Raw genomic sequence first — 20,411 nt, 5'->3', positions numbered from 1 at the left:
TTTTTTGCCACAGGAGAGTGTCATGTCCATCGCGCAACTGATCAGTCCCGAACAACTGGCTGCACGCCAGGAAAAACCTGGTCTGGTGATTCTCGATTGTCGTTTTTCACTGGAAGATCCTGATTATGGTCAGCGCAGTTACGCTCAGGGCCATATTGAAGGCGCGTCCTTCGCCGATCTGAAGCGTGACCTCAGTGGACCGGCGATCAAGGGCAAGACAGGGCGTCATCCGTTACCGGAGCCAGCCGCCTTGTTGCACTGCATTCAAGCCTGGGGCATCGACCCGCACAGCGAGATCGTGCTGTATGACGATGGCCCCGGCATGTATGCCGCGCGAGCGTGGTGGCTGTTGGCCTGGATGGGTAAGCGCGAGGGCGTTTATCTGCTGGATGGCGGCTTGAAAGCCTGGCATTTAGCAGGCCTGCCGCTGAGTCTGGATGCACCGAATCATGAGCCGGGCAGTTTTCAGGGCGAACCGGACATGTCGATGCTACTGAGCGGCAGTCGATTGCAAGGCCGTCTCGGGCGTCCGGAAATGACCCTGATCGATGCTCGTGCCGAAGCCCGTTTCCGCGGTGACATAGAGCCGCTCGACCCTGTCGCCGGCCATATTCCCGGCGCGCAGTGTGTGCCTTGCAGTGTCAATCTCGGCTCCGATGGACGTTTTCTGCCGCCTGAGCAGCTCAGGCAGAGGTTTGCTGAAACGCTGCAAGGCCGCCCTCCGGAAAACCTCGTGTCGTACTGCGGTTCAGGCGTGACGGCCTGCCTCAATCTGTTCGCATTGTGCCTGGCGGGGTATCCCCTAGGCACTCTGTATGCGGGCTCCTGGAGCGAATGGATCAACGATCCGACCCGAGAAGTCGCCACCGGCGCCGTTTGATCCGCACTCATTCACTGCTGGCTTGGTGCTCATGGCCGCCGTTGCGCTCGTGAGCGGCGCACAGCCACAGCGGAATGCGGCGCTCGAGGTAATACTCCGGGGTGCGCAGCGAGCCTTCGACAAATCCGACATGCCCGCCTTTGGCGTGCAGTTCAAATTCAGTGCATGACGACAGTTCGCCTGGCTCGGGCAGGCTGTGCGGAAAGACAAACGGGTCATCGCTGGCCTGGATAATCAGCGTCGGGGTTTGAATCCGGCCCAGGTAATAGCGGCTGGAGGCGCTGCGGTAGTAGTCCGTGGCGTCGGCATAGCCGTGCAGCGGCGCGGTTACCCGGCCATCGAAATCCCAGAATGTGCGCATGTTCTCCAGCGAGCCCAAGGCTGCCAGCTCAGCAAGCCCCTCGGTCAGCCCTTCATGCTGAAAGCGCTGCTGCTTGTCGCGCACATAGGCAAGCATCGCGCGCATGAAGTGCCGTTGATAAACCCTGGAAAGCCCTTGGCCGATGCGGTCAGCGCATTCATCCAGCCGAAAGGGCACAGACACGGCAACAGCGCCGAGCAACTTGCTTTCAGCGCCGGACTCGCCCAGGTATTTGAGCAATACATTACCGCCGAGCGAATACCCTGCGGCATAGAGCGGAGCCTGTGGACGCTTCACCTTCAAGTGCGCGATGACCTCGGCCAGATCCTCGCTGGCCCCCGAGTGATAACTGCGCGACAGCAGATTCGGCTCGCCCGAACAGCCACGCCAGTTCAGTGCCACGCTGGCCCAGCCGCGTGCGGCCATTGCCTTCTGCAGCCCTGCGACGTAAGGCGAATTGGACGAGCCGGTCAGACCGTGCAGAACCAGCACCAGCGGTGCATCGACTTCGTCCGGCCCATGCCAGTCCATGTCCAGAAAATCCCCGTCCTTCAGCCACAGCCGCTCACGCGTTCGCGCCAACAGCGTCGGCTTGCGCAACAGTGGTCCCCACAACGTCTGCAGGTGCGGATTGCCCATGCCGATGGCGGGCACGAAAGGGTTTTCATGGGGCAGAAAGGTGAGGCGTGTAGGCACGGTCTTGCTCGACGATCGTTTCAAGGGCTGGTGCTGTACGGTGCCACTAAGTGGGCAAGGATGTAAGTGGTCTGACAGTGATCGGGGCATACACTTCACGACGTTCCGCGTTGCAAAGAGGACGCGGAACGTCGGGAGCTGCATGCCAACGCCGAGCGATTGGCACGATGGATGTCAGCCCTGCCCGCGCTGCCACAGCGCGTAGTAGACCTGTCCGGCCTTCTTCTCGCGATGCAAGCGCCAGCTACCGGGCAACCCGGTGGTCGACGGCGGTGTTTCGCTTTCGGTGTAGATCAACGCGGTGTCGGCCAGCCAGCCTCGGGTTTCCAGCAGGTTGCAGGCCGAGGCGAGCAGGCCCTGGTGGAAAGGCGGGTCGAGGAAGATCACGTCGAACGGCGATGCCACTGAGGTTTCCAGATGACGCAGGGCGTCAGTCTGGGAAACCTGGCCGCTGGTGCAGTTCAAGGCATTCAGGTTCTGGCGCAGGCTGGCTATGGCGGCTGCGTTGCTGTCCAGCGCCAGGCCCATGCTGGCGCCACGGGACAGGGCCTCGAAGAATAGCGCGCCACTGCCAGTGAAGACGTCCAGCACCCTGGCGCCTGCGATGTACGGCGCGAGCCAGTTGAACAGGGTTTCGCGTACGCGATCCGGTGTCGGACGCAGGCCGGGCGCGTCGGGAAAGGTCAGGCGACGGCTGCCCCATTCGCCCCCGATGATACGAAGCTGACCCAGGCCGTTATGGCCCTTCGGACGTGGATTGGCCATCAGTGTTCCGGTACCCCTACAGGTTGGCGGGCGGGTTTGTCGGTCGGTGCAGGCAACGGCTTCTGCTCGACAGTCGGGCCCACCGAGACGATGACCATCTTGTCGGCGCTCAAATGCTTGCTCATGGCAGCCTTGACCTGCTCGACCGTCACGCTCTGGGCTGCGGCCATGTAGTCTTCCAGATAGGTCAGCGGCAGATCATAGAAGCCGATAGCGCCTAATTGGCCGACGATTGCCGAATTGCTGGCGGCGGACAGCGGGAAGCTGCCGGTCAGTTCGCGCTTCACGTCGTCGAGTTCTTTCTGGGTCGGACCGTTTGCAAGGAAATCACGGACGATGTCCTGGACCAGCTTGAGCGTGTTTTCGCTCATTTCTGCGCGGGTCTGCAGGCTGATCATGAACGGCCCGGCAACCTGCATGGCGGTGAAGCCGGAAGTAACACCGTAGGTGAGGCCGCGTTTCTCACGCACCTCGGTCATCAGCCGGCTGCCGAAACCGCCGCCCCCGAGTACCGAATTGCCGACCGTCAGAGCCGCGTAGTCCGGGTCATTACGGTCGATGCCCAGTTGCGCGAGCATCAGATGGGTCTGGTTGGAGGCAAACTCGATGTGTGTCGGGCCAGCCTTGGGCTCTACCGGGGCCGCGACTTTGGCCAGCGCCGGGCCTTTTGGCAGTGAGGCGGAAACCTGCGCAGCGATGGCTTGCGCCTCGTCCCTTGACAGGTCGCCGACCAGTGCAATTACCGCGTTGCCAGCAGCATAGCCCTTGGCATGAAAAGCCTTGAGCTGGGCCAGCGTAATGGCGTTGATGCTTTTGACATCGCCTTCGCTCGGGTGAGCGTAGGGATGATCGCCGTACAGGCGCTTGAACAGTTCATTGTTGCCAAGAGCTGCCGGGCTCTGTTTCTGGCTTTCGAGGCTGTCGATCAACTGGTTCTTTATGCGCGCCAGCGAGTCGGCCGGGAAAGTCGGTTTGCCGACGACTTCACCGAACAGCTTCAAGGCCTTATCACGCTTGTCGACCGCGCTCAGGCTGCGCAGCGATGCTACGGCCATGTCGCGGTAAGAACCGTTGCCGAAATCAGCACCCAACCCTTCGAAGCCTTGGGCGATGGCGCTGACGTCCTTGCCCTTGACGCCCTCATTGAGCATGGCGTTGGTGAGCAGAGCGATACCAGGGGATTTCTGGTCCTGGCTACTGCCAGCAGCAAAGATCAGGCGCATGTCGAACATTGGCAGCTCGCGGGACTCGACGAACAGCACCTTGGCGCCCTCTGCCGTGTTCCAGGTCTGGATGTTCAGCGCGCGGCGGGCGGGTGCCTTGCCGTCCAGTTCTTTCAGAGTTTGCAGATTGCTGCCCAAGGCGGGCGTGGCCTGAGTTGTCGGGTTTGACTCGGCAACTGCGGCGTTGTCGGCCAGCGCCGGCAGGGCTGCAAAAGCACCCAGCGAAGCGGCCAGGATCAGGCCGAGCAGCGCATGACGTGGAGCATGGCGCTTGATCATTTGGCTTTCTCCTCAGGCAGAACGTGCGCAACGCTGAGGCGCTCACGGGTGAAATAGGTGTTGGCGGCTTTCTGAATGTCCTGTGGCGTTATGCTCTGAAGGGCTTCCAACTCGTTGTCCATCAGCTTCCAGGACAGACCGACGGTTTCCAGCTCGCCGATCATGGTCGCCTGGCTGGTGATCGAGTCGCGCTCATAAACCACGCCGGCAATGACCTGAGCCCTCACGCGCTCCAGCTCTTCAGCCGACGGCGCCTTGGTTTTCAGGTCATCGAGCAAACGCCAGATACCAGCTTCTACATCGTCCAGCGTCTTCTTCTTTTGTGTGTTCGGTGTGGCACTGATCATGAACAGGCTGTCACCACGAGCAAAGGCGTCGTAACGCGAGGACGCGCCAGACACCAGTTCTTCACCGCGCTCCAGGCGTGCCGGAATGCGGGCACTGTAGCCACCGTCCAGAAGGGCGGCGATAAGACGCAGCGCGTTGGCCGAACGCGGGTCTTCAGCGGTTGCCACGCTGGGTACGTTGAAACCGTAGATCAGGCTCGGCAATTGGGTTTTGACGTACAGGGTGATCTTGCGCTCACCGGGCTCGGCGAGTTCAAGCGGCTTTTTCGAGGGCGGAACGTCGCGGCGCGGGATCGGGCCGAAGAAACGCTCAGCCAGCGCCTTGACCTCATCTGGCTGCACGTCACCGACCACCACCAGGGTGGCATTGTTCGGTGTGTACCAGGACTCGTACCAGTGACGCAGTTCCTCGACCTTCATGCGCTCCAGGTCAGCCATCCAGCCGATGGTCGGCGTGTGGTAGCCACTGGCAGGGTAGGCCATTGCCTTGAAGCGCTCGAAGGCCTTGCCCATTGGTTTGTCATCGGTGCGCAGACGGCGCTCTTCCTTGATGACTTCGATCTCGCGGCTGAATTCGTCAGGCGGCAGCTTGAGCGTCGCCATGCGATCGGCTTCCAGCTCCAGCGCGACACTCAGGCGATCACGCGCCATCACCTGATAGTAAGCGGTGTAATCATCGCTGGTGAACGCGTTCTCTTCAGCCCCCAGATCGCGCAGGATCAGTGAGGATTCTCCCGGCCCGGTCTTGCTGCTGCCCTTGAACATCATGTGTTCCAGCGCATGGGACAGACCTGTCTGGCCCGGCGTCTCGTAACTGGAGCCGACCTTGTACCAGATCTGGGAAACCACCACAGGGGCGCGGTGGTCTTCGCGCACAACAACTTTCAGGCCGTTGTCGAGGGTGAATTCGTGGGTCGGTTGCGGATCGGCAGCCAATGCTGTCAGAGGCAGACAAATTGTGCTGAGCAGCAGGCCTGCGGCGCGGCGGGCTAAAGCATTCATTCGTTGTTTGAACCTGTAGGACGGGCCGCGTGAACTTAGCGTCAGCGGGCACGGGGGTGTTAGGATACTGATCCGTTTGCTTCAGAGACAGCCTTCACTGGCCGATTGCGAGTGAAACCTGTTTGAAACGTAGGTAAAGGTAGCTGTTCAAGCGGGCGATGAGTGAACAAGAAGTCCTAAACGCAGTCTGTTTTGCATGTCAGAATTTTTCCGGGCCGCCCTCTGGCGTCCCGCAACCTTGAGATAGCCGTCCTCCATGTTTGGTTCCAACGACGACAAGAAGACCCCAGCTGCGGCTGGCGAGAAGAAAGGCCTGTTCGGGTGGCTGCGCAAGAAGCCGCAGCAAGTCGAGCCAACGCCACCAGAATCAACCCCGACCCAACCCGATCCGATACCCGATCAGGCTGTCGTGACGCCGCCCCAGGTTCAGCCTCTTGCTGCCCCGCAAGCCGCGCCCGAAACAGCCACGCCCGAGCTTCAGCCTGAAGCCGCCGTGCCTGTGTCGCCACAAGTTCCCGTCCAGCCTGGCACGCCGTCGCCTCAGCCCTGGCTGACGTTGCCGGTGACCGAAGAGCCGGTAGCCTTGAGCGACGAGCTTGAACCGCACATTACGCCGCTGATTCCCGAGCATAGCCACGCGCATGCAGAACCAGAGCCTGTGGTGCCCAAGTCCTCGCTGCCTGAGCCGTCTGCGGAGCCGGTTGCCGACCTTATGCCGCGCAGTGCTCCCGAGCCACTGTTTACTGCCCCCGCGCATGAGCCCGCGCCACAACCGGTAGTAGTGCTGACTCCGCCGCCTGCTCAGCCTCGTGTGTCTGTTCAGAACGCAGCGCCTGTTCCCGCACCCGCGCAAGAATCTGAAGCCGGCAAGGTCGGTTTCTTTGCTCGTCTCAAGCAAGGCCTGTCGAAAACCAGCGCCAGCATTGGCGAGGGCATGGCCAGCCTGTTCCTGGGCAAGAAGGCGATTGACGATGATCTGCTTGAAGAGATCGAGACCCGGTTGTTGACGGCCGATGTCGGTGTCGAGGCCACTTCGGTCATCATCAAGAGCCTGACCCAGAAAGTCGCTCGCAAGCAGTTGACCGACGCGCAGGCGTTGTACACCTCGTTACAGGGTGAGCTGGCTGCGATGCTCAAGCCGGTCGAGCAACCGCTGGTGATCAAGTCGGAGCACAAGCCGTTCGTGATCCTGGTTGTAGGTGTCAATGGCGCCGGCAAGACCACGACCATCGGCAAGCTGGCCAAGAAGCTGCAGCTGGAAGGCAAGAAGGTCATGCTGGCAGCGGGTGATACGTTCCGCGCCGCCGCCGTCGAGCAATTGCAGGTCTGGGGCGAGCGCAATCACATACCGGTCATTGCCCAGCACACGGGTGCAGACTCTGCCTCGGTCATCTTCGATGCCGTGCAGGCTGCCAAGGCACGCGGTATCGATGTGCTGATCGCCGATACGGCGGGCCGGCTGCATACCAAGGACAACCTGATGGAGGAGTTGAAGAAGGTGCGCCGGGTAATCGGCAAACTGGATGCCGACGCTCCACACGAAGTCCTTCTGGTCCTCGATGCGGGTACCGGGCAGAACGCCATCAATCAGGCCAAGCAATTCAACCAGACCGTCACGCTGACCGGGCTGGCACTCACTAAACTGGATGGTACCGCCAAGGGCGGCGTCATTTTTGCGTTGGCCAAGCAGTTCGGGCTGCCTATCCGGTATATCGGCGTAGGTGAGGGCATCGATGATTTGCGTACCTTCGAAGCCGAACCCTTTGTTCAGGCTCTGTTTGCGGAGCGGGAGCGTTCATGATTCGATTCGAGCAGGTCGGTAAGCGCTACCCGAATGGACACGTCGGGTTGCATGAGCTGAGCTTTCGAGTACGTCGCGGCGAGTTTCTGTTTGTCACCGGTCATTCCGGTGCCGGCAAAAGCACGTTGCTGCGCCTGTTGCTGGCCATGGAGCGTCCTACAACCGGCAAACTGATGCTGGCTGGTCAGGACCTTGGGCAAATCAGCAACGCGCAGATTCCTTTTTTGCGTCGGCAGATCGGCGTAGTGTTTCAGAATCACCAGTTGCTGTTTGATCGCACGGTGTTCAACAACATTGCGTTGCCCCTGCAGATCCTCGGTCTTTCCAAGCCGGAGATTGCCAAGCGGGTCGATTCGGCGCTTGATCGCGTGGCGCTTTCCGACAAGGCCGAGCTGTATCCGGGGGATCTTTCCACCGGTCAGCAGCAGCGCGTCGGTATTGCCCGTGCCATCGTCCATCGTCCGGCCCTGTTGCTGGCGGATGAGCCGACCGGCAACCTCGATCCACGCCTGGCTGCGGAAATCATGGGTGTATTCGAAGATATCAACCGATTGGGGACCAGCGTGCTGATCGCCAGTCACGATCTGGCGTTGATCGCTCGCATGCGTCATCGCATGCTGACGCTGCAGCGCGGTCGTCTTATCGGTGACGGGGAGGCTGGAGTATGAGTGCCACACGTAGCCCCAAGGTCTCGGAACGCGTTGCGCCCAAAGCCGCTGATCCGTTACCGCCGAAACAGAAAAAGCAACGCCACGATCACGATGACGACGGCCCGGATTTCAGCGCATTGCTGTCTGCCTGGCTGGAAAGCCATCGGTCTAGCCTGGTCGACAGCCTGCGTCGTCTCGCCAAGCAACCGATCGGCAGCTTCTTTACCTGCCTGGTCATGGCCATTGCCCTGAGCCTGCCGATGGGCTTGTCGTTGCTGCTAAGCAATGTCGAGCGCCTGGGAGGTTCGTGGCAGCGAGCGGCGCAGATTTCCATCTACCTGAAGCTGGACGCCAGCACTGATGATGGCACGCGCATGCGCGACGAGATCAAGGCCATGCCTGGCGTGGCTGACGCCGAGTACATCAGCAGCGAGCAGGCGCTGGGCGAGTTCAAGCAACAGTCCGGTCTGGGCGAGGCGCTGAAGGAATTGCCGGATAACCCGCTGCCGGGCGTGGTGCTGGTCACTCCTGATGAAGTGGACAAGCCTGCGCTGGAAGCCTTGCGCACCCGGCTTGCCGAACTGCCGAAGGTAGAGCAGGCCCAGCTGGACCTGGTCTGGGTCGAGAGGCTGGCAGCGATCCTCAAATTGGGTGATCGGTTTGTTTTTGGCTTGACGGTTCTGCTGGTCTCGGCTTTGCTGTTGGTTATCGGCAACACAATACGTTTACACATCGAAAATCGTCGCACCGAAATCGAAGTGATCAAGCTGGTGGGCGGCACCGACAGTTATGTGCGCAGACCCTTCCTTTATATGGGCGCGCTGTACGGTTTCGGGGCGGGTATCCTGTCCTGGGGCGTTCTGGCCTACGGCTTGAACTGGCTGAACGGTGCGGTTGTCGGGCTGGCCGGGCTGTACGGAAGCGACTTTGCGTTGGCTGGCGTGCCGGTGGGTGATGGTCTTTCGCTCTTGCTTGGAGCAATTCTGTTAGGGTATATCGGTGCCTGGATTGCGGTCGCTCGTCACTTGCGTGAGTTGGCGCCCCGGTAGAGGCAAATTTTCGTTCACCCGATTGGCTTCTAAAATCAAGGAACTTGGTTAGCGGTTCCGGGTCAATCTTGCTAGTGCTTGAACTGCACATCATATGTGCGCTGGAGGTTTTTTCGTATGACCACTTCTTTGCAACCTGCTTATGCTTTAGTCCCGGGTGCGAACCTTGAGGCCTATGTGCAGACGGTCAACAGCATCCCCTTGCTGACGCCCGAGCGGGAGCGTGAACTGGCTGAGAGTCTCTACTATGAGCAGGATCTGGACGCGGCCCGACAGATGGTCCTCGCCCACCTGCGCTTTGTCGTGCACATCGCTCGCAGTTATTCGGGTTACGGTCTGGCACAAGCTGACCTGATCCAGGAAGGCAATGTCGGCTTGATGAAGGCCGTGAAGCGTTTCAACCCTGAAATGGGCGTACGTCTGGTGTCCTTTGCCGTTCACTGGATCAAGGCCGAAATTCACGAGTTCATCCTGCGCAACTGGCGCATCGTCAAGGTCGCCACGACCAAGGCGCAACGCAAGCTGTTCTTCAATCTGCGCAGCCAGAAGAAGCGTCTGGCGTGGCTGAATAACGACGAAGTGCATCGCGTCGCGGAAAGCCTGGGTGTCGAACCGCGTGAAGTTCGCGAAATGGAAAGCCGCCTGACGGGTCACGATATGGCCTTTGACCCTGCCGCCGAAGCCGACGACGACAGCGCTTTTCAGTCGCCAGCCAACTATCTGGAAGACCACCGGTATGATCCGGCGCGTCAGCTGGAAGACTCTGACTGGACCGATAATTCCACCGCTAACCTGCATCAGGCGCTGGACGTGCTCGACGAGCGCAGCCGCGACATCCTCTACCAGCGTTGGCTGGCAGAAGAAAAAGCCACGCTGCACGACCTGGCGCAGAAGTACAACGTCTCTGCCGAGCGTATTCGTCAGCTGGAAAAAAGCGCGATGAACAAGCTGAAGACGTCGATAGCTGCCTAAGGCCATCTTGCAACGAAAAACGCCCCGATCTGATCGGGGCGTTTTTGTTTTTGGGGTGTCAGCGACAACTATCGTGCTGATGCTCCAGCGTGGAGCGCGCGTTCAGCCATCACCACCGACGGCTGCTGTTCAAGCCCTGCAAGTACTCATCCCCACCCAGCTGACGCATTTGCTGACGAATCCAGCCGGCGCGGCGTGAAACGTACCCGCTCGGGTGGCTCGCGCTCCACTGGCGCGGGTTAGGCAGAACGGCGGCGAGGTAGCTGGCCTGCTGGATGGAGAGGGCGCTGGCATTGGTGTGGAAATGGTGCTGTGCGGCAGCCTGCGCGCCAAATACCCCTTCGTCCCATTCGGCACTGTTCAGGTACACCTCAAGGATGCGCTCCTTGGGCCACATCAGTTCGATCAGCATGGTGAACCAGGCTTCAAGACCTTTGCGCAGGTAACTGCGGCCAGACCACAAGAACAGATTCTTCGACACCTGCTGGCTGAGCGTACTTGCGCCCCGGATCGAGCCGCCCAGCTCGTTGTGCTGGATCGCGGCCTGAATGGCATCGACGTCAAACCCCCAGTGCTCGGCGAACTTCTGGTCTTCGCCGGCAATGACAGCGATTTTAAGATTGTCGGAGATTTTGTCCCACGGTTCCCAGTCACGTTGCAGGTCGATGGGCTCGCCATCAAACCACGACTCGACCTTGCGCTCGACCATCAGCGCGGTGCCTGGCGGGGGTATCCAGCGCAGGACCAGAACCACAAGAAAGCTGCCCGCAGCGAAACACAGCAGGGCTTTGACGACGCGACGAAGGATAATTTGCAGCATAGAGATGGCTTGGCCGAACCCGTTGAGCGGGCCATTATACAGACCGTGCGCCTTTCGACGATTTTTCACTGGAGTTCCTGATGCTTCGTAGCTTTTTAATGTTGGCCGCATTCTTCGGTTTTACCGGTGTGGCGCTGGGCGCGTTTGCGGCTCATGGCCTGAAAGAGCGCTTGAGTGCCGAATACCTGGCGGTGTTTCACACCGGTGTGCTGTATCAACTGGTCCACGCGCTGGCCTTGCTCGGCGTAGCGGTATTGGCGACGCAGGTCCCCGGTCGCCTTATCACCTGGGCCGGGGTTTCGTTCGCAGTGGGCATTCTGCTGTTCTCCGGCAGCTTGTATGCACTGACCCTGACCGGCATCGGCAAGCTCGGCATCATCACGCCGTTCGGCGGCCTGGCGTTTCTGTTTGGCTGGTCGATGCTCGGGCTGGCGGCCTGGCGCCTCGGGTCCCCACCATGAGCGGCAGGCTGCGCTTGAGACGAATGGCGTGGCTTTGCCTTGGTCATACCGGTTGATCGGGCTAGAATGCTCGCCCCCTAAAATGATGGCTGCTGTCGCATGCGCATTCAGTTGAACGGTGAACCCTTTGAATTGCCCGATGGCGAGACCGTCGCGGCGCTACTGACCCGCCTGGATCTGGCCGGACGCCGGGTTGCGGTGGAACTGAACCTCGACATCGTGCCGCGTAGCCAGCATGACGCCACGGTTTTGCGCGAAGGCGATCAGGTCGAAGTGGTTCATGCCATCGGCGGTGGCTAGTTCGCACTCGCACTGCACCGACCCCAATCTGCACTTCATAGAGGATTCCCGATGAGCAATGTTCGCAGCGACAAGCCTTTCGTTCTGGCCGGTCGGACTTTCGAGTCGCGCCTGCTGGTGGGCACCGGCAAATACATCGATATGGAGCAGACCCGGCTGGCCATCGAAGCCTCGGGTGCCGAGATCGTCACCGTTGCAGTGCGCCGCACCAACCTGGGCCAGAACCCGGGCGAGCCGAATCTGCTCGATGTTCTGCCGCCGGATCGCTACACCATTCTGCCGAACACCGCTGGCTGCTTCGATGCGGTCGAGGCCGTGCGCACCTGCCGCCTGTCTCGCGAGCTGCTCGACGGTCGCAATCTGGTCAAGCTGGAAGTGCTTGCAGACCAGAAAACCCTGTTCCCGAACGTGATTGAAACGCTCAAGGCCGCTGAAATACTGGTCAAGGACGGTTTCGACGTCATGGTTTACACCAGTGACGACCCGATCATCGCTCGCCAGCTGGCTGAAATCGGCTGCATCGCGATCATGCCGCTGGCCGGTCTGATCGGCAGCGGTCTGGGGATCTGTAACCCGTACAACCTGCAGATCATCCTTGAAGAAACCAAAGTGCCGGTGCTGGTCGATGCCGGTGTCGGCACTGCGTCCGATGCCACCATCGCCATGGAACTCGGGTGTGAGGCGGTACTGATGAACTCGGCCATCGCCCACGCTCAGCAGCCGGTCATGATGGCCGAAGCCATGAAGCACGCTGTAATTGCCGGTCGTCTGGCCTATCTCGCCGGGCGCATGCCACGAAAACTCTATGCCAGCGCGTCTTCGCCGCTGGATGGCCTGATCAAGTAAGAGCCCGTTGATGACTGATACACACGTTCCGCACCCCGAGTCGCCTGTTACCGAAGAAGGCGAAGAGCGCCCGCACCGCCGCATCAAGAGTTTCGTGATGCGTGCCGGACGCATGACCGAAGGCCAGCAGCGCGGTCTGGATCAGGGGCGCCCGCTTTTCGGCCTGTCGTTGACTGACACGCCGGTGGATTTCGATCAGGTGTTTGGTCGTTCGGCGCCGCGCACCCTGGAAATCGGCTTCGGCATGGGGCAATCGTTGCTGGAAATGGCCGCGGCGGCGCCCGAGCAGGACTTCATCGGTGTCGAAGTGCATTCGCCGGGTGTGGGCTCGCTGCTCAATGGGGTGCTGACCCAAGGGCTGACCAATGTGCGCGTCTACGATTGCGACGCCATCGAAGTGCTAAACCATTGCATTGCGGACAACAGCCTTGATCGCTTGATGCTGTTTTTCCCGGACCCGTGGCACAAGAGTCGCCACCACAAGCGTCGCATCGTGCAGCCCGAGTTCGCCGCACTGGTGCGCAGCAAGCTGAAAGTGGGTGGGGTCTTCCATATGGCCACTGACTGGGGGCCCTATGCGGAATACATGCTCGAAGTCATGAGCGTGGCGCCCGGCTATCGCAATCAGGCCGAAGACGACCAGTACGTGCCGCGCCCTGCCGAACGTCCAGTCACCAAGTTCGAACGCCGCGGCGAGAAGCTCGGGCACGGTGTCTGGGATCTGAAGTTCGAGAAAATCGACTGAATGTGCTGACCGTGCCCGTCACCCGGGCACGATCCAGGCGCATGCAGCCTGTCCCGCCTCTTACTGAATCTCGTCCGGTTTGACGATCACCCAGTTCTTATCCGCCGTGACCGGCAGCTTTTCCTTGGCCTGAGCCTCGGCATTGTCCTTGATCATGCCGTTGAGCTGGGTCATGTACTTGTCCTTGCGGTTGATCCAAAGGTGGACGCCGCCCTTGCTGACAACGACGCTGTGAAACAGCATGTAGCCGTCGCTGGTCGGAGTGTCGCCGCCGACCAGCACCGGTTTTTTCCACTGATCGATGTAGGTCAGAATCGCCGCCTGCTTGCCAGCCATCCAGGTTGCCGGGGTCCACAGGTAAGGCGTCAGCTCAAGGCCCATATTGCTTTTCGGATCGTATTTGCCAGCAGTGATCTGCTTGCGTGCGGTGGTCAGCTCGCCTGTCTTGCGGTCCTTCAGCAGCGTGCTGACGCCGATCACGTTCTGCGGTTTGACGTTGTAACCGTACTTGGGATCTGCGGCGACCATGCGCACCAGCTCTTCCGAGGCTGCGGTCATTACGTAGACCTCGATGCCGTTTTCCATCAGCTTGTTGTACAGCTCGGTCTGCCCGGTAAACACGCGTGGCGGTTCGACATCAAGCTGCTTGACTGTGTCGCCGTCGTAGTAGGTCGCAGGGATCGGCTTTTTCAGGGCCATCAACTCATCGACATAGCCTTTTAGCTCCTGAAGCGTGAAACCGGAAAACACCTGCGCGACCCACGGGTAGCAGACCATGTCGTCTATTTCGCAAAGGCGATAGTAGTAGCTGAACAAGCTTTCCTTATGGCCGGCGGTGTCTTTGAAAGGGATCAGTTTCAAGGAGGGGTCAAGCGTGTCGCGGGTGATCAGGCCCTTGTTTTCCATGTACGGCAGCAGCGCTTCTTCGAGGTCGAAGCGGTAGCTGGTGTTGTCCATGTCGAAGACCGCGTAATTACCCTTGTTGGCATTCGCGGCAATCATCGCGTCGAGCGCTTTGGCGGCAGGCTCGGGCCAATGCTTCAATTCGGTGGCTGCGATGGCCTGGCTGGCCAGCCCGAGGCAGACGGCGGCAGCCAGCAGTTTTGGCACGAGTTTCATAGGTGATTACCCCTTGTCGAAAAAGCGAAGGGGCAGACCGTAACAAAATATTATGAAAGCTAAAGTACGTCAGCGACCCGAGAAACGCTAAAAAACGCCGTTTGCCCCTTTATTTGCGACGCCGAAACTGAAAGCGACACTTTTGTTACGTTTTTTTGATCGGGTCTGAAATGAGTTCAAAAACAACGTTCAGACGCGCTCCCACACTTCAAAGCTGTAAGCAGGCTTGTCATCGGCGGCAGCGTTTTCAGTGTTGGACACCAGCGCCCATTGAGTCGTATCGAACTCCGGAAACCACGCATCGCCCTCAGGGCTTAAAGCCACGCGAGTCAGATACAGACGATCTGCCTGTGCGAGGCCTTGCGCATAAAGCTGCGCGCCGCCTATCAGCATCACCTCATCGACACCCTGTTCCTGCGCCCATTGCTCGGCGCGCACCACTGCGGCGTCCAGCGAAGGGAAGACTTCCGCGCCTTCCAGTTGCAGGTCGGTCTGGCGGCTGACCACCAGATTGAGGCGGCCGGGGAGGGGCCGGCCCAGCGAATCCCAGGTCTTGCGACCCATGATGATCGGCTTGCCGAGGGTCGTGGCCTTGAAGTATTTGAAATCCCCCGGCAAATGCCAGGGCATGGAGTTGTCTACGCCGATCACTCGGTTTTCACCAAGGGCGGCAATCAGGCTGAGCGGGAGATGAGTTTTCATGGGCGCGAGGATATCAGAGGTCGCAGGGCGGGCGAATGAACTGATACGTGCCGTGCTCAGTCCGATGACAGCGGTTATGCTCACCGCAGAATTCAATCCCGCAGTATCCATTCAAGAGACGCCGTGTGACTGCACTCACTCCCCTCGATACCCTCTGGCTGACCGAAGCCGTGCGCCTGCGTGAGCAACAGGCTGGCGCACTGGATGATCAGGAAGCCAACCGCCTTGCCCGCGCAGCCAGCGGTGACCTGACTGCACGCATTACACACCGCGCCCTCGGGCTGGCGGAACGCGACGGCATGCTGGCGGCACTGCAGCGCTGGAAGCAGGGCGCCCGGCTGGCGCTGATGGCAATGGCGCTCCTTTGCATCATCAGTGGCGCGGGGCTGGCCTTCGCGGCGATGGGTGACGGGCAGACCCCGGTCAACGTGTTTTGGGCGCTGGGCAGTCTGCTTGGGCTGAACCTGGTGATGTTGGTCAGTTGGGCCTTGGGTTTGGCCTTCGCCGGGCGCAGCAACACCGGGCTGGGTCGTTTGTGGCTGTGGTTGAGTGAAAAGCTGGCGCGCGACGCTCAGGCTATGCAACTCGCGCCTGCGCTGGTTCTGCTGTTGCAGCGTAAACGGCTCAATCGCTGGGTGCTGGGGCTGGTGGTTCACAGCCTGTGGCTGCTGGCCTTGCTCAGCGCAATGTTCGTGCTGTTGATGCTGATGGCGACCCGACGCTACGGTTTTGTCTGGGAAACCACCATTCTGAGCAGCGACACGTTTGTCAGCCTCACCCAGTCCCTGAGCACCATTCCGGCCTGGCTGGGTTTCAGCGTGCCGGACGAAACCATGATTCGCGCCAGTGGAAACGGCGCGTCTAGCATCGAAAGTGCGCGTCAGGCCTGGGCAGCGTGGCTGGTAGGCGTTTTGCTGGTGTTCGGCATTCTGCCGCGCCTGCTGCTGGCTGCGTTCTGTCTGTGGCGCTGGAAGCGCGGGCGGGCGGCGCTGCGGCTTGATCTCGAGCTGCCTGAATACCTTGAGCTGCGCGAGCAACTGATGCCAAGCAGCGAGCGATTGGGCGTCAACGATGCCGAGCCTGCTGCGCTGCATCAGGTGCAATCCGGTCTTGGCGCCGTTAAAAGCGCAGGTGCTTTGCTGGTGGCAATCGAACTGGATGATCAACAGCTCTGGCCACCGGCATTGCCTGTTGGCGTGGCCGATGCGGGTATTCTTGACAGCCGCGAATCACGGCAGAAGCTGCTGGAACAACTCACTCAGTACCCGCCTGCGCGCCTGTTGGTCGCCTGCGACCCGCGCCGCTCGCCGGATCGCGGCAGTCTGGCGCTGATTGCCGAACTGTCGCGCTGTGCCGGGGCGACACGTATCTGGCTGTTGCCTGCGCCTGCCGGGCAGACGCTGGACCCCGAGCGTCTGGACGACTGGCACGTGGCGCTGGATCAACTGCAGTTGCCATACACCGACAACGCGCCGTTGAACTGGCTGGAGACAGGCCATGAGTGAAGCAGACAACCCCCGCGCCATCAGGCTCGCGGTGGTCGGCCATACCAACGTCGGCAAGACCTCGCTGCTGCGCACGCTGACCGGCGATGTAAGCTTTGGCGAAGTCTCCCATCGGCCCAGCACCACTCGCCATGTGGAGGGTGCGCGTCTTTCTGTGGACGGTCAGGCAATGGTCGAGTTGTACGACACGCCCGGCCTGGAAGACGCCATTGCGCTGCTCGATTATCTGGAGCGACTGGACCGTCCCGGTGAACGGCTGGACGGTCCGGCGCGTTTGGGGCGTTTTCTGGAAGGCAGCGAGGCGCGACAACGTTTCGAGCAGGAAGCCAAGGTCTTGCGCCAGTTGCTCGACTCGGACGCAGGGCTGTACGTGATCGATGCGCGTGAGCCGGTGCTGGCCAAGTATCGCGACGAACTGGCGGTGCTGGCCAGTTGCGGCAAGCCGTTGCTGCCGGTGCTGAACTTCGTCAATGCAGCACAGCACCGCGAGCCGGAATGGCGTGAGGCTCTTTCGCGTTTGGGCCTGCATGCGCTGGTGCGCTTTGACAGTGTGGCACCCCCGGAAGACGGTGGGCGCCGCCTGTATGAAAGTCTTGCGCTGCTGCTGGAAAGCGCCCGGCCTCGACTGGAGCGTCTGATTGATGATCAGGAAAAACAGCGCGTAGCCAGGCGCCACAGTGCCGCACGTCTGATTGCGGAAATGTTGATCGATTGTGCCGCGTGTCGGCGCAGCGTCGAGACGACCCCCGATCAGGAACAGCAAGCCGTGGAAGCATTGCGCAAGGCTGTTCGCCTGCGCGAGCAAAACTGCGTCGAAGCGCTGCTCAAACTGCACGCGTTTCGCAAGGACGACGTGTCCGCCAGTGATTTGCCGTTGATGGACGGGCGCTGGGGTGATGACCTGTTCAATCCGGAAACGCTCAAGTTGATGGGCGTACGGGTTGGCGGCGGCGTGGCAGCAGGCGCCGCTGCCGGTGCAGGGGTGGATTTGATGGTCGGCGGCGTGACCCTTGGCGCAGCGGCTCTGGTCGGTGCGATTGCGGGTGGGGCGTTATTGACAGCGCGCAGCTATGGCGGGCGGTTGCTGGGCAAGTTCAAGGGGCGCAGAGAGCTGACCGTGGACGATGCAGTGCTGCGCCTGCTGGCACTGCGACAGCGCCACTTGTTGCTGGCGCTGGGCGTGAGAGGGCATGCGGCCATGCACAGCATTGAGTTGACCACACCGCAGGACAAGACCTGGCGCAAAGGCAAAATCCCCGAACCGCTTTCCCGCGCCCGCGCCCATCCGCAGTGGTCCACGCTCAACCCGCATCCCAAACCGAATCAGGGCGAGAGGCAGGAAGCGATCGATGAACTGGCGGATGTGGTGTTGCAGGATTGAGCTGTTCCGGCGCGGAAGACCGGACGCAGAGCGTCCAGAACTGCATGCGACGCGGAGCGTCGCACGATAGTTGAGGTCATCGTTCCTCACGCTCCAGCGTGGAAATGCCTTTCGTGACGCTCCGCTTCCCAACTTTGCGCCTTGACGCATCCCCCAGCACGCCCGCATTCAGGCACTTTTAAGCTCACCGCTTGCTGCCAAAAACTCACCTCCGATTTTTTATTGATTGATCGTTCAATAAAAAATCTTTAGACTGGCCCTGTCATTTCGATACAACGATCACTGCAGACAACCGGGAGATTCGCGCCAATGCCCAAGGTCGGTATGCAACCCATCCGCCGCCAACAGCTGATCCAGGCCACACTGACTGCGGTCGATCAAGTTGGTATGGGCGATGCCAGCATTGCCTTGATAGCCCGATTGGCAGGCGTCTCCAACGGCATCATCAGTCACTATTTTCAGGACAAGAACGGCCTGATCGCCGCCACGATGCGGCATCTGATGAACGCCTTGATCCATAACGTCCGCGAACGCCGACAGGCGCTGAGCGACGACAGCCCCAGAGCACACCTGCAAGTGATCATCGAGGGCAACTTCGACGCCAGTCAGGTCAACGGCCCGGCCATGAAAACCTGGCTGGCCTTCTGGGCGACCAGCATGCACCACCCGTCGCTGCACCGATTGCAGCGCATCAACGACCATCGTCTGTATTCGAACCTGTGCTGCCAGTTCCGTCGCACGTTGCCACTGGAACAGGCACGCAACGCCGCTCGCGGTCTGGCTGCCCTGATTGATGGGTTGTGGCTGCGAGGCGCGCTTTCAGGTGATGCATTCGACACCGAGCAAGCGCAACGGATTGCTTACGAGTACATGGATTTCCAATTGGCGAAATCGGCGAGCTGAGGCTTTCGAAGCCCCTCACCACACGACTGCACAGCCCTGTTGCCGAGCAAACCCGGCGCACTGAAATCAGTCATCGCCTGCCCCCACTGAATTTGCGAGGACTTTATGGCCCGTTTTGAACTGCAGAAACTCTACATTGACGGCGGTTATGTCGACGCCACCAACCCCGAGACTTTCGACTCCATCAACCCGGCGAACGGCGAAGTACTGGCGCACATTCAGCGTGCCGGTAAAGACGATGTCGAACGTGCAGTCGTAGCTGCTGAAAAAGGCCAGAAGATCTGGGCCGCCATGACCGCAGTCGAGCGTTCGCGCATCCTGCGTCGTGCTGTCGACATCCTGCGTGAGCGCAACGATGAGCTGGCGGCACTTGAAACCCTGGACACCGGCAAGGCCATTTCCGAAACCCGCTACGTGGACATCGTGACCGGTGCCGACGTACTGGAATACTACGCAGGCCTGGTGCCCGCCATCGAAGGCGAGCAGATCCCGCTGCGTGATTCGTCGTTCGTCTACACCCGCCGTGAACCGCTGGGCGTGGTCGCCGGTATCGGCGCGTGGAACTACCCGATCCAGATCGCCCTGTGGAAATCCGCCCCGGCCCTGGCTGCGGGCAACGCGATGATCTTCAAGCCAAGCGAGGTCACGTCGCTGACTACGCTGAAACTGGCAGAAATCTACACCGAAGCAGGCGTGCCGAACGGCGTGTTCAACGTGTTGACCGGCAGCGGCCGTGAAGTCGGCACCTGGATCACCGAGCACCCGCGCATCGAAAAAATCTCATTCACCGGTGGCACCGACACCGGCAAGAAAGTCATGGCCAGCGCTTCGAGCTCGTCGCTCAAGGAAGTGACCATGGAACTGGGCGGCAAGTCGCCACTGATCGTGTTCGACGATGCTGACCTGGATCGTGCCGCTGACATCGCGATGATGGCCAACTTCTACAGTTCCGGTCAGGTCTGTACCAACGGCACGCGTGTGTTCGTACCGAATGCCCTGAAAGCCGAATTCGAAGCAAAAATCCTCGAGCGCGTTAAGCGTATTCGTGCCGGTAACCCGGAAGACGAAAGCATCAACTTCGGCCCGCTGGTCAGCTTTGAACACATGGAAAGCGTGCTGGGCTACATCGCCAAAGGCAAAGAGCAGGGCGCTCGCCTGCTGTGCGGCGGCGACCGCCTGACTGGTGGCGTGTTCGACAAGGGCGCCTTCGTTGCGCCAACCGTGTTCACCGACTGCACCGACGAAATGACCATCGTGCGTGAAGAAATCTTCGGCCCGGTGATGAGCATTCTCGGTTACGACACCGAAGACGAAGTGGTCCGCCGTGCCAACGACACCGACTTCGGTCTGGCTGCCGGCATCGTGACCCGCGACCTGAACCGCGCGCACCGCGTGATTCATCTGCTGGAAGCCGGTATCTGCTGGATCAACGCCTGGGGCGAATCTGCCGCGCAGATGCCGGTCGGTGGTTACAAGCAGTCGGGCGTCGGTCGTGAAAACGGCATCAGCTCGTTGACCCAGTACACGCGCATCAAGTCGGTACAGATCGAGCTGGGCGATTACGCCTCGGTTTTCTAAACATCGTTTCAAGTGGCACACGGCAG

General features: G+C 60.5%; 20 protein-coding genes. 13 read left to right on the top strand and 7 right to left on the bottom strand.

Going from position 1 to position 20,411, the window contains the following annotated elements:
- Positions 1-22: 22 nt before the first annotated feature.
- Positions 23-880, top strand: coding sequence for a sulfurtransferase (locus tag I9H09_RS23325; protein WP_024690430.1), 858 nt, complete (start codon positions 23-25; stop codon positions 878-880).
- Positions 881-887: 7 nt separating this feature from the next.
- Here the strand turns inward: I9H09_RS23325 and I9H09_RS23320 are convergent, their stop codons facing one another.
- The 4 genes from I9H09_RS23320 to I9H09_RS23305 form a co-directional block, all read right to left on the bottom strand.
- Positions 888-1,937 carry a hydrolase gene (locus I9H09_RS23320; RefSeq protein ID WP_122346874.1) on the bottom strand — a complete coding sequence of 350 codons (1,050 nt, stop codon included), beginning with the start codon at positions 1,935-1,937 and terminating at the stop codon, positions 888-890.
- Positions 1,938-2,111: 174 nt separating this feature from the next.
- Positions 2,112-2,702, bottom strand: a complete 591-nt coding sequence (gene rsmD / locus I9H09_RS23315; RefSeq protein WP_005896352.1) for a 16S rRNA (guanine(966)-N(2))-methyltransferase RsmD — start codon at positions 2,700-2,702, stop codon at positions 2,112-2,114.
- Positions 2,702-4,204: a M16 family metallopeptidase gene (locus I9H09_RS23310; RefSeq protein WP_122346873.1), complete on the bottom strand. Its 1,503-nt coding sequence runs from the start codon at positions 4,202-4,204 to the stop codon at positions 2,702-2,704. The genes rsmD and I9H09_RS23310 overlap by 1 nt, the downstream gene beginning before the upstream one ends.
- Positions 4,201-5,553 (bottom strand): M16 family metallopeptidase, encoded by a 1,353-nt coding sequence (locus I9H09_RS23305; RefSeq protein ID WP_122346872.1) that lies wholly within the window; start codon positions 5,551-5,553, stop codon positions 4,201-4,203. Before I9H09_RS23305 ends, I9H09_RS23310 begins: the two co-directional genes overlap by 4 nt.
- 256 nt (positions 5,554-5,809) lie before the next feature.
- On the opposite strand from I9H09_RS23305, the gene ftsY reads away from it, so the two are divergent.
- From ftsY to rpoH, 4 genes are all read left to right on the top strand, one after another.
- On the top strand, positions 5,810-7,354 hold the full coding sequence (gene ftsY / locus I9H09_RS23300) for a signal recognition particle-docking protein FtsY (protein ID WP_122346871.1): 1,545 nt from the start codon (positions 5,810-5,812) through the stop codon (positions 7,352-7,354).
- The gene (gene ftsE, locus I9H09_RS23295) at positions 7,351-8,022 is read left to right on the top strand and encodes a cell division ATP-binding protein FtsE (protein WP_003411930.1); all 672 of its coding nucleotides are present in this window, start codon (positions 7,351-7,353) and stop codon (positions 8,020-8,022) included. The genes ftsY and ftsE overlap by 4 nt, the downstream gene beginning before the upstream one ends.
- Positions 8,019-9,053: a permease-like cell division protein FtsX gene (ftsX, locus tag I9H09_RS23290; RefSeq protein WP_122346870.1), complete on the top strand. Its 1,035-nt coding sequence runs from the start codon at positions 8,019-8,021 to the stop codon at positions 9,051-9,053. Before ftsE ends, ftsX begins: the two co-directional genes overlap by 4 nt.
- A 117-nt stretch (positions 9,054-9,170) precedes the next feature.
- On the top strand, positions 9,171-10,025 hold the full coding sequence (rpoH, locus tag I9H09_RS23285; protein WP_003402233.1) for an RNA polymerase sigma factor RpoH: 855 nt from the start codon (positions 9,171-9,173) through the stop codon (positions 10,023-10,025).
- A gap of 109 nt (positions 10,026-10,134) precedes the next feature.
- On the opposite strand, the gene mtgA is transcribed toward rpoH, so the two are convergent.
- Positions 10,135-10,845 (bottom strand): monofunctional biosynthetic peptidoglycan transglycosylase, encoded by a 711-nt coding sequence (gene mtgA / locus I9H09_RS23280; RefSeq protein WP_005896367.1) that lies wholly within the window; start codon positions 10,843-10,845, stop codon positions 10,135-10,137.
- Between the two features lie 80 nt (positions 10,846-10,925).
- On the opposite strand from mtgA, the gene I9H09_RS23275 reads away from it, so the two are divergent.
- From I9H09_RS23275 to trmB, 4 genes are all read left to right on the top strand, one after another.
- Positions 10,926-11,306, top strand: a complete 381-nt coding sequence (locus tag I9H09_RS23275; protein ID WP_122346869.1) for a DUF423 domain-containing protein — start codon at positions 10,926-10,928, stop codon at positions 11,304-11,306.
- A 99-nt stretch (positions 11,307-11,405) separates the two neighbouring features.
- Entirely contained in the window at positions 11,406-11,606 is a 201-nt protein-coding gene (gene thiS, locus I9H09_RS23270) for a sulfur carrier protein ThiS (protein WP_053931815.1), read from the top strand.
- A gap of 51 nt (positions 11,607-11,657) precedes the next feature.
- Entirely contained in the window at positions 11,658-12,452 is a 795-nt protein-coding gene (locus I9H09_RS23265) for a thiazole synthase (protein WP_005896373.1), read from the top strand.
- A 97-nt stretch (positions 12,453-12,549) separates the two neighbouring features.
- Entirely contained in the window at positions 12,550-13,197 is a 648-nt protein-coding gene (gene trmB, locus I9H09_RS23260; protein ID WP_221036035.1) for a tRNA (guanosine(46)-N7)-methyltransferase TrmB, read from the top strand.
- A gap of 60 nt (positions 13,198-13,257) precedes the next feature.
- Here the strand turns inward: trmB and I9H09_RS23255 are convergent, their stop codons facing one another.
- Both I9H09_RS23255 and I9H09_RS23250 read right to left on the bottom strand, forming a co-directional pair.
- Positions 13,258-14,316, bottom strand: coding sequence for an HAD family hydrolase (locus tag I9H09_RS23255; RefSeq protein ID WP_122346867.1), 1,059 nt, complete (start codon positions 14,314-14,316; stop codon positions 13,258-13,260).
- A gap of 189 nt (positions 14,317-14,505) precedes the next feature.
- A complete protein-coding gene (locus I9H09_RS23250) occupies positions 14,506-15,018 on the bottom strand; it encodes a dihydrofolate reductase (RefSeq protein ID WP_005896378.1) in 513 nt (170 codons plus the stop codon).
- Positions 15,019-15,143: 125 nt separating this feature from the next.
- On the opposite strand from I9H09_RS23250, the gene I9H09_RS23245 reads away from it, so the two are divergent.
- The 4 genes from I9H09_RS23245 (at position 15,144) to betB (ending at position 20,385) form a co-directional block, all read left to right on the top strand.
- Positions 15,144-16,523: a DUF2868 domain-containing protein gene (locus I9H09_RS23245; RefSeq protein ID WP_236502247.1), complete on the top strand. Its 1,380-nt coding sequence runs from the start codon at positions 15,144-15,146 to the stop codon at positions 16,521-16,523.
- Positions 16,516-17,904, top strand: a complete 1,389-nt coding sequence (locus tag I9H09_RS23240) for a GTPase/DUF3482 domain-containing protein (protein WP_055002669.1) — start codon at positions 16,516-16,518, stop codon at positions 17,902-17,904. The genes I9H09_RS23245 and I9H09_RS23240 overlap by 8 nt, the downstream gene beginning before the upstream one ends.
- A gap of 309 nt (positions 17,905-18,213) precedes the next feature.
- Positions 18,214-18,807 (top strand): transcriptional regulator BetI, encoded by a 594-nt coding sequence (gene betI / locus I9H09_RS23235; RefSeq protein ID WP_005896387.1) that lies wholly within the window; start codon positions 18,214-18,216, stop codon positions 18,805-18,807.
- A gap of 105 nt (positions 18,808-18,912) precedes the next feature.
- Positions 18,913-20,385: a betaine-aldehyde dehydrogenase gene (gene betB / locus I9H09_RS23230; RefSeq protein WP_122346865.1), complete on the top strand. Its 1,473-nt coding sequence runs from the start codon at positions 18,913-18,915 to the stop codon at positions 20,383-20,385.
- Positions 20,386-20,411 lie beyond the last annotated feature (26 nt).

This window comes from Pseudomonas tremae (genome assembly GCF_023278125.1).
Lineage (GTDB): Bacteria > Pseudomonadota > Gammaproteobacteria > Pseudomonadales > Pseudomonadaceae > Aquipseudomonas > Aquipseudomonas tremae.
The sequence above is the reverse complement of the archived record's forward strand: the minus strand, read 5'-3'. Positions and strand labels throughout refer to the sequence as shown.

What these genes read in the sequence shown, in the direction of transcription:
- I9H09_RS23325 (WP_024690430.1), top strand. Translation starts at nt 23, where the DNA reads ATGTCCATCGCGCAACTGATCAGTCCCGAACAACTGGCTGCACGCCAG.
- rsmD (WP_005896352.1), bottom strand. Translation starts at nt 2,702, where the DNA reads ATGGCCAATCCACGTCCGAAGGGCCATAACGGCCTGGGTCAGCTTCGT.
- I9H09_RS23310 (WP_122346873.1), bottom strand. Translation starts at nt 4,204, where the DNA reads ATGATCAAGCGCCATGCTCCACGTCATGCGCTGCTCGGCCTGATCCTG.
- I9H09_RS23305 (WP_122346872.1), bottom strand. Translation starts at nt 5,553, where the DNA reads ATGAATGCTTTAGCCCGCCGCGCCGCAGGCCTGCTGCTCAGCACAATT.
- ftsY (WP_122346871.1), top strand. Translation starts at nt 5,810, where the DNA reads ATGTTTGGTTCCAACGACGACAAGAAGACCCCAGCTGCGGCTGGCGAG.
- ftsE (WP_003411930.1), top strand. Translation starts at nt 7,351, where the DNA reads ATGATTCGATTCGAGCAGGTCGGTAAGCGCTACCCGAATGGACACGTC.
- ftsX (WP_122346870.1), top strand. Translation starts at nt 8,019, where the DNA reads ATGAGTGCCACACGTAGCCCCAAGGTCTCGGAACGCGTTGCGCCCAAA.
- rpoH (WP_003402233.1), top strand. Translation starts at nt 9,171, where the DNA reads ATGACCACTTCTTTGCAACCTGCTTATGCTTTAGTCCCGGGTGCGAAC.
- mtgA (WP_005896367.1), bottom strand. Translation starts at nt 10,845, where the DNA reads ATGCTGCAAATTATCCTTCGTCGCGTCGTCAAAGCCCTGCTGTGTTTC.
- I9H09_RS23275 (WP_122346869.1), top strand. Translation starts at nt 10,926, where the DNA reads ATGCTTCGTAGCTTTTTAATGTTGGCCGCATTCTTCGGTTTTACCGGT.
- thiS (WP_053931815.1), top strand. Translation starts at nt 11,406, where the DNA reads ATGCGCATTCAGTTGAACGGTGAACCCTTTGAATTGCCCGATGGCGAG.
- I9H09_RS23265 (WP_005896373.1), top strand. Translation starts at nt 11,658, where the DNA reads ATGAGCAATGTTCGCAGCGACAAGCCTTTCGTTCTGGCCGGTCGGACT.
- trmB (WP_221036035.1), top strand. Translation starts at nt 12,550, where the DNA reads ATGCGTGCCGGACGCATGACCGAAGGCCAGCAGCGCGGTCTGGATCAG.
- I9H09_RS23255 (WP_122346867.1), bottom strand. Translation starts at nt 14,316, where the DNA reads ATGAAACTCGTGCCAAAACTGCTGGCTGCCGCCGTCTGCCTCGGGCTG.
- I9H09_RS23250 (WP_005896378.1), bottom strand. Translation starts at nt 15,018, where the DNA reads ATGAAAACTCATCTCCCGCTCAGCCTGATTGCCGCCCTTGGTGAAAAC.
- I9H09_RS23240 (WP_055002669.1), top strand. Translation starts at nt 16,516, where the DNA reads ATGAGTGAAGCAGACAACCCCCGCGCCATCAGGCTCGCGGTGGTCGGC.
- betI (WP_005896387.1), top strand. Translation starts at nt 18,214, where the DNA reads ATGCCCAAGGTCGGTATGCAACCCATCCGCCGCCAACAGCTGATCCAG.
- betB (WP_122346865.1), top strand. Translation starts at nt 18,913, where the DNA reads ATGGCCCGTTTTGAACTGCAGAAACTCTACATTGACGGCGGTTATGTC.